Here is a 4,834-nt window from a genome sequence, read left to right as displayed (position 1 = left end):
AAGTCCGCCTGAAATGTTTGCACGCCCATACTCAGCCTCGTCACGCCCAGGGAATGGAGATCCTGCAAAAATATTGCATTCACATCATCGGGGTTCACCTCGAACGTAAGCTCCCGGACATCCAAAGTAAAGACGTCGCGGATTTCCGCCAGTATATCCTCGACCTGCTTCGGCTCAAGGAGGGAGGGCGTTCCGCCTCCGAAATAGATGGTTTCCACCTTCTCGGCAGCAAAGGGACTATTTTTATACCTTCGGATCTCTGCTAAAAGCCGTTCTACGAAGTGCTCCCGCTCGGAGGTACGTGTTACAAAATAGAAATCACAGTACGAGCAGGCCTGCTTACAGAAAGGGATATGGAGATAGAGTCCGGACAGAGGGGGAAATTAGGAATTATGAATTATGAATTATGAATTATGAATTATGAATTAGGAATTGGGAATTGGTAGTGAAAATTCAACTATGGACAGGGGTTTTTAGTTATCCTTTTCATAAAACGGGTTCTCCTCGTAGGTATCTTTCTGCATGTAGGCGCGGGCATATTTTACGTAGTTATCGGAATGCTCTTTGATGGAGGCGATCTCTTCGTCGGTAAGCTTTCGCTTCTGCGCTGCCGGAGAGCCCATATAGAGGTAGCCCGATTCCAGTCGCTTGCCCGGCGGTACCAGGCTCCCGGCCGCAACAATTACGTCTGACTCAATTATGGCTTTGTCCAGCACAGTGGCGTGAATACCGACAAGCACCCGGTCGTGGAGGGTACAACCGTGGACCATGGCATTATGCCCGATGGTCACCTCATCGCCAATCCTTGTGGGACCCGTTTGATTCATCACGTGGATGCTTGCGTTATCCTGTATATTCGTCCGATCCCCGATCTCGATCCAGTTGACGTCTGCGCGGATGGTCGTGTTGAACCAGGCGCTGCTCTCTTCTCCCATGGTCACATCGCCTATCAGGTCCGCGCTTGGCGCCACAAAGACAGATTCGGGATAATCGGGTTTTCGGTCGAGGAATTCGTATATCATAGTCAGCTAATATTAAATGGTTGCGAAGGGTGTTACCCCAAACTTTCCACCCGGTAATACGGGCGAAACATTATCTTCTCAACGGCTTTAACATAACCAAATCCGCCATACTTCGCTATTCAAATGCCCTCTCCTGTCAAGCCGGGATCCATGCAATGCCAGCTGCAGCGTCGGCTTGGTACTTCGGGCTGATAATCGGAGGAGATACCTTCCTGTTAGCCAAAATAACAGAAAGTGAAAAATACGTTTTATAAGCAATTGAGCTGATTTTTAGAGGCCTTTGAAAAACCAGGGGGGGTGTTAAATACCAACCCCCGAGTGATTTCAAAGCCGCAGTGTATATATAAACGAGACATGAGGATGTTGAAATCGTGAAAATGTAGAGATTGGGCAAGACAACGTTTTACAAAGGTCTCTTTTATTATGAACTCACTTTATTTGTAGCAATAAATTCAAATCTGCTATTGAAGGACTGAAAAAAAATATATAGTATTAAAAACATTCATTACTTATTTACTCGTTCATTAACAAACATGCTGATGAACGCTGATAAACTTCTTTATCGTTAAAAGTACGACAATAGACGCTGCGCGCACGTATATTCGCTTCATCAGTACCGAGACCACCATACTCCTACTGGCAGCATTCTGCGTGCGGGCCTATTAATAACCATCAGATATCATCAGAACCTATTAACTTTATCAAGAGAGAACCCTATGTCTTTCAAAGCAACCCTGCATATCGAAGATCAGGAACTGAATGTCTTGCAATGCAAATATGAAATTTCTCAAACGACCGACCACAAAGGAAAACCATCGGCCCGTCCCAAAGGCGGGCTGATAAACGTACTGGTTGAATCAGATTCCAAAACCTTTCTGTTCGACTGGGCGACCTCCGAAACGCAGATCAAAAGCGGTGATATCACCTTTGTCAAGCGCGATACCATGGGTAAAATGAAACAGTTACAGTTTACGGATGCCTACTGTGTGGAATTCAGCGAAGAGTTTGTTGCCAAGGGCGACAAGCCCATGCAAATAGAACTGCTGCTCTCTGCCAAGGAGATTTCATTTGGCGGCTCTTCCCGGCATGAAAACCACTGGTAATACCGAAACACAAATAAAGGACTCCGACATGTATTTCCATCCCGCCCCCCGGTTTTCAGCGGATATTCGGTATCTGCAGGGATTCGCTCCTCACTCCCGTTGCTGTTCATCTGCCTGTGTTCATAGGGGACCATTAATCATATAACCCGGATTATTCACCCCATTCGAAAAATGCCGCTCAGACGAACAGGCTGACGAATTCCTTTGCTTTTTGGAAGGGATCCTCCGCCGTACAGATAGCCGAGGACACGGCTATCATATCGGCCCCGGCCCCGATAACGTCTGTGGCATTTTCAAGCGTAATACCCCCGATAGCCACCACGGGAATAGTAACCGCCTCACGGACCTTCTGCAAGGTTTCGAGTCCGCGGGGCGGGTACTCCTTTTTCTTTGTTTCGGTCTCAAAAATGTGTCCCACTGCCACATAGTCAGCGCCCTGCTGCTCAACCTGCAGCGCTTCTTCCAGGGTCGAAGAGGACCCGCCGATGATCTTTTCCCGGCCCAGCAGCGATCGCGCCGCCGCTATCGGCAGGTCATCCTGTCCCAGGTGAACACCGTCCGCTCCTCCCGCCAGCGCGTAATCAGCCCGGTCGTTGACGATGAAAGATGCTTGCGAATCCTTCAGTTTCGACATCATGGCCTCAATATCGGCAAGCGCCTCCCTCCCGGTCGCCTGCTTATCACGGTACTGGATCAACCGCACACCCGCCTCTTGGGCCTGATCGGCCAGGGCCATGTGGCTGAATCGATGCTGAATGTGCGTATCGGTAATCAAATAAATGCCTGACAAGTCCTGTTTCATAACGTATGCAATGTGGATTTCCACTGGTTAACCCTTTGCCCGACCGAATCGGCCATCATGATGGATGAAATCCCCGCCACCCCGTAAGCGCCGGCAGACCGGCACTCCCGAGCCCTTTCCGGTGTGATGCCGCCCACCGCAAAAACCGGAACCGCTACAGATTCCACCACTTCCTGCAGGGCCGCTGTGCCCTGAGGAGCTCCGTATTTTGCTTTGGATGCGGTGTAAAATACCGGCCCGAACAGCAGGAAATCCGCCCCCTCCTGCTCCGCCCGCCGGGACGATTCGATTGAATGAACACTTGAACCGACGATCAGCGACGATCGCAAACACTTTATTTTCCCGGGGTTTATGCCCGTTTCCCGGCAATGCACGCCGTCCGCTCCCGCTGCCAGCGCTACATCGGTCCGGTCGTTGATAAACAGCTTGGCCTTCCACCTGCGGGTGATCACGCGCAGCTCCCCGGCCAGAGCAAACAGTGCTCTGCCGCCAAGGTCTTTCTCCCGCAGCTGCACGGCCCTTATCCCCTGCCGGCAAGCCTGCTCCACCACCTCTGTGAGGGGACGGGGGTGACACTGTTTGCGGTCGGTTATCAGGTAGTAGCGAAAGCCCGGGTCCATCATTCTTCCGTCCCGCTAACCTCAATTCTGTCCTCCATCGGACTCGAAGCTTCGGCATACAGGCGCCGGGGCATCCGTCCCGATTCAAAAGCCAGACGTCCCCCTTCAATACCTTTCCTCATCGCCTCGGCCATCTTCACCGGGTGTTTGGCCTGGGAAATGGCTGAGTTCATCAGTACCGCATCCATCCCCAGCTCCATAGCAATGGCGGCATCCGAGGCCGTACCAACCCCGGCATCCACGATCACCGGCACTTCCACCTGTTCGCGGATAATTCTCAGGTTGTAGGGGTTGCGGATTCCCATTCCCGATCCTATGGGAGCCCCCAGCGGCATGACAGCCGCACAGCCCATATCCGCCAGCTTCCGGCAGGTGATGGGATCGTCATTGGCATAGGGCAGCACCACAAAACCGTCCAGGAGCAGCTGTTCGGCCGCTTTCAGGAGTTCGGGCACATCGGGGAAAAGCGTTTCATCGTCACCAATCACTTCCAGTTTCACCCAGTTGGTTCCAAGGGCCTCGCGCGCCAGGTGAGCAGTGGTCACTGCTTCCTTCGCCGTGTAGCAACCGGCTGTATTGGGAAGCAGAAAATAGTCGTCGTCTTCGATATAGCTTAAAATATCCTCCCCGCTGTCACCGGCCAGGTCGGCCCGGCGTATGGCGACTGTCACCATCTCAGCGCCACTGGCCCGCAGGGCTTTGCGCATGGTGTCCGGGTCGGGAAACCGGGCGCTCCCCACAATGAGCCGGGATGAAAACGTCTGGTCCGCTATCGTCAGTTGGTTTGTCATATGTCAATATTAATATCATTATCAATTGTATACTATCCGCCTTGGGTGGCCCGGATGATTTCTATCCGGTCTTCCTCGCTCAGCTGGTAGTCACTCCATTTATCTTTGGTGACCACCGCATCGTTCACGGCCACCGCTACCCCTTTTTCCGCATCTTCCAGCTTAAAGGTCCGAAGCAGCTGTTCCAGCGTGTTCGCTTCCGTCTTCACCTGTTCTCCGTTAACAATCAGTTTCATAATATATTTGGTTATCTTTTCATTACCTGTCGAAACGCCGGGGACGAAAAGGGCGCAGTAAGTCAGACTTCGTCCCCTCTGTAATCTCCTCAATCAACCTATAAACGGTTACCGGCGTCATCAGAATTCCATGCCGGTAGTGCCCGGTGGCGTAATAGAGTCCCCCGATACCGGATTCCCCGATCACGGGGGCATGGTCCCGGCTGGCGGGACGCAAACCGGCCGTGGTTTCGACCAGCGGCAGGTCATAGATGGAAGGG

8 protein-coding genes are annotated in these 4,834 nt (G+C 52.1%); 1 reads left to right on the top strand and 7 read right to left on the bottom strand.

Annotated elements, in window-relative coordinates; translation table 11 throughout:
- The coding region (locus ACESLU_RS11895) for a radical SAM protein (protein ID WP_372638866.1) at positions 1-353 on the bottom strand (353 nt) is incomplete at its 3' end.
- Between the two features lie 120 nt (positions 354-473).
- The gene (locus tag ACESLU_RS11890; protein WP_372638865.1) at positions 474-1,022 is read right to left on the bottom strand and encodes a gamma carbonic anhydrase family protein; all 549 of its coding nucleotides are present in this window, start codon (positions 1,020-1,022) and stop codon (positions 474-476) included.
- 716 nt (positions 1,023-1,738) lie between these two features.
- Between ACESLU_RS11890 and tssD the strand changes: the two genes are divergently transcribed.
- On the top strand, positions 1,739-2,125 hold the full coding sequence (gene tssD, locus ACESLU_RS11885) for a type VI secretion system tube protein TssD (protein WP_372638864.1): 387 nt from the start codon (positions 1,739-1,741) through the stop codon (positions 2,123-2,125).
- Positions 2,126-2,303: 178 nt separating this feature from the next.
- Here the strand turns inward: tssD and thiE (ACESLU_RS11880) are convergent, their stop codons facing one another.
- From thiE (ACESLU_RS11880) to ACESLU_RS11860, 5 genes are all read right to left on the bottom strand, one after another.
- Positions 2,304-2,927, bottom strand: a complete 624-nt coding sequence (gene thiE, locus ACESLU_RS11880) for a thiamine phosphate synthase (RefSeq protein WP_372638863.1) — start codon at positions 2,925-2,927, stop codon at positions 2,304-2,306.
- Positions 2,924-3,550 (bottom strand): thiamine phosphate synthase, encoded by a 627-nt coding sequence (thiE, locus tag ACESLU_RS11875; RefSeq protein ID WP_372638862.1) that lies wholly within the window; start codon positions 3,548-3,550, stop codon positions 2,924-2,926. The genes thiE (ACESLU_RS11880) and thiE (ACESLU_RS11875) overlap by 4 nt, the downstream gene beginning before the upstream one ends.
- Complete coding sequence (locus tag ACESLU_RS11870) at positions 3,547-4,338, bottom strand: thiazole synthase (protein WP_372638861.1); 792 nt, start codon at positions 4,336-4,338, stop codon at positions 3,547-3,549. The genes thiE (ACESLU_RS11875) and ACESLU_RS11870 overlap by 4 nt, the downstream gene beginning before the upstream one ends.
- A 32-nt stretch (positions 4,339-4,370) precedes the next feature.
- A complete protein-coding gene (thiS, locus tag ACESLU_RS11865; protein ID WP_372638860.1) occupies positions 4,371-4,574 on the bottom strand; it encodes a sulfur carrier protein ThiS in 204 nt (67 codons plus the stop codon).
- 22 nt (positions 4,575-4,596) lie between these two features.
- Positions 4,597-4,834: FAD-dependent oxidoreductase (locus ACESLU_RS11860; protein ID WP_372638859.1), on the bottom strand; the 238-nt coding region annotated here is incomplete at its 5' end.

The organism is Fodinibius sp. (assembly GCF_041642155.1).
Taxonomy (GTDB): domain Bacteria; phylum Bacteroidota; class Rhodothermia; order Balneolales; family Balneolaceae; genus Fodinibius.
This window is presented reverse-complemented; position numbering and strand designations above follow the sequence as displayed.

What these genes read in the sequence shown, in the direction of transcription:
- thiS (WP_372638860.1), bottom strand. Translation starts at nt 4,574, where the DNA reads ATGAAACTGATTGTTAACGGAGAACAGGTGAAGACGGAAGCGAACACG.
- ACESLU_RS11870 (WP_372638861.1), bottom strand. Translation starts at nt 4,338, where the DNA reads ATGACAAACCAACTGACGATAGCGGACCAGACGTTTTCATCCCGGCTC.
- thiE (WP_372638863.1), bottom strand. Translation starts at nt 2,927, where the DNA reads ATGAAACAGGACTTGTCAGGCATTTATTTGATTACCGATACGCACATT.
- ACESLU_RS11890 (WP_372638865.1), bottom strand. Translation starts at nt 1,022, where the DNA reads ATGATATACGAATTCCTCGACCGAAAACCCGATTATCCCGAATCTGTC.
- tssD (WP_372638864.1), top strand. Translation starts at nt 1,739, where the DNA reads ATGTCTTTCAAAGCAACCCTGCATATCGAAGATCAGGAACTGAATGTC.
- thiE (WP_372638862.1), bottom strand. Translation starts at nt 3,550, where the DNA reads ATGATGGACCCGGGCTTTCGCTACTACCTGATAACCGACCGCAAACAG.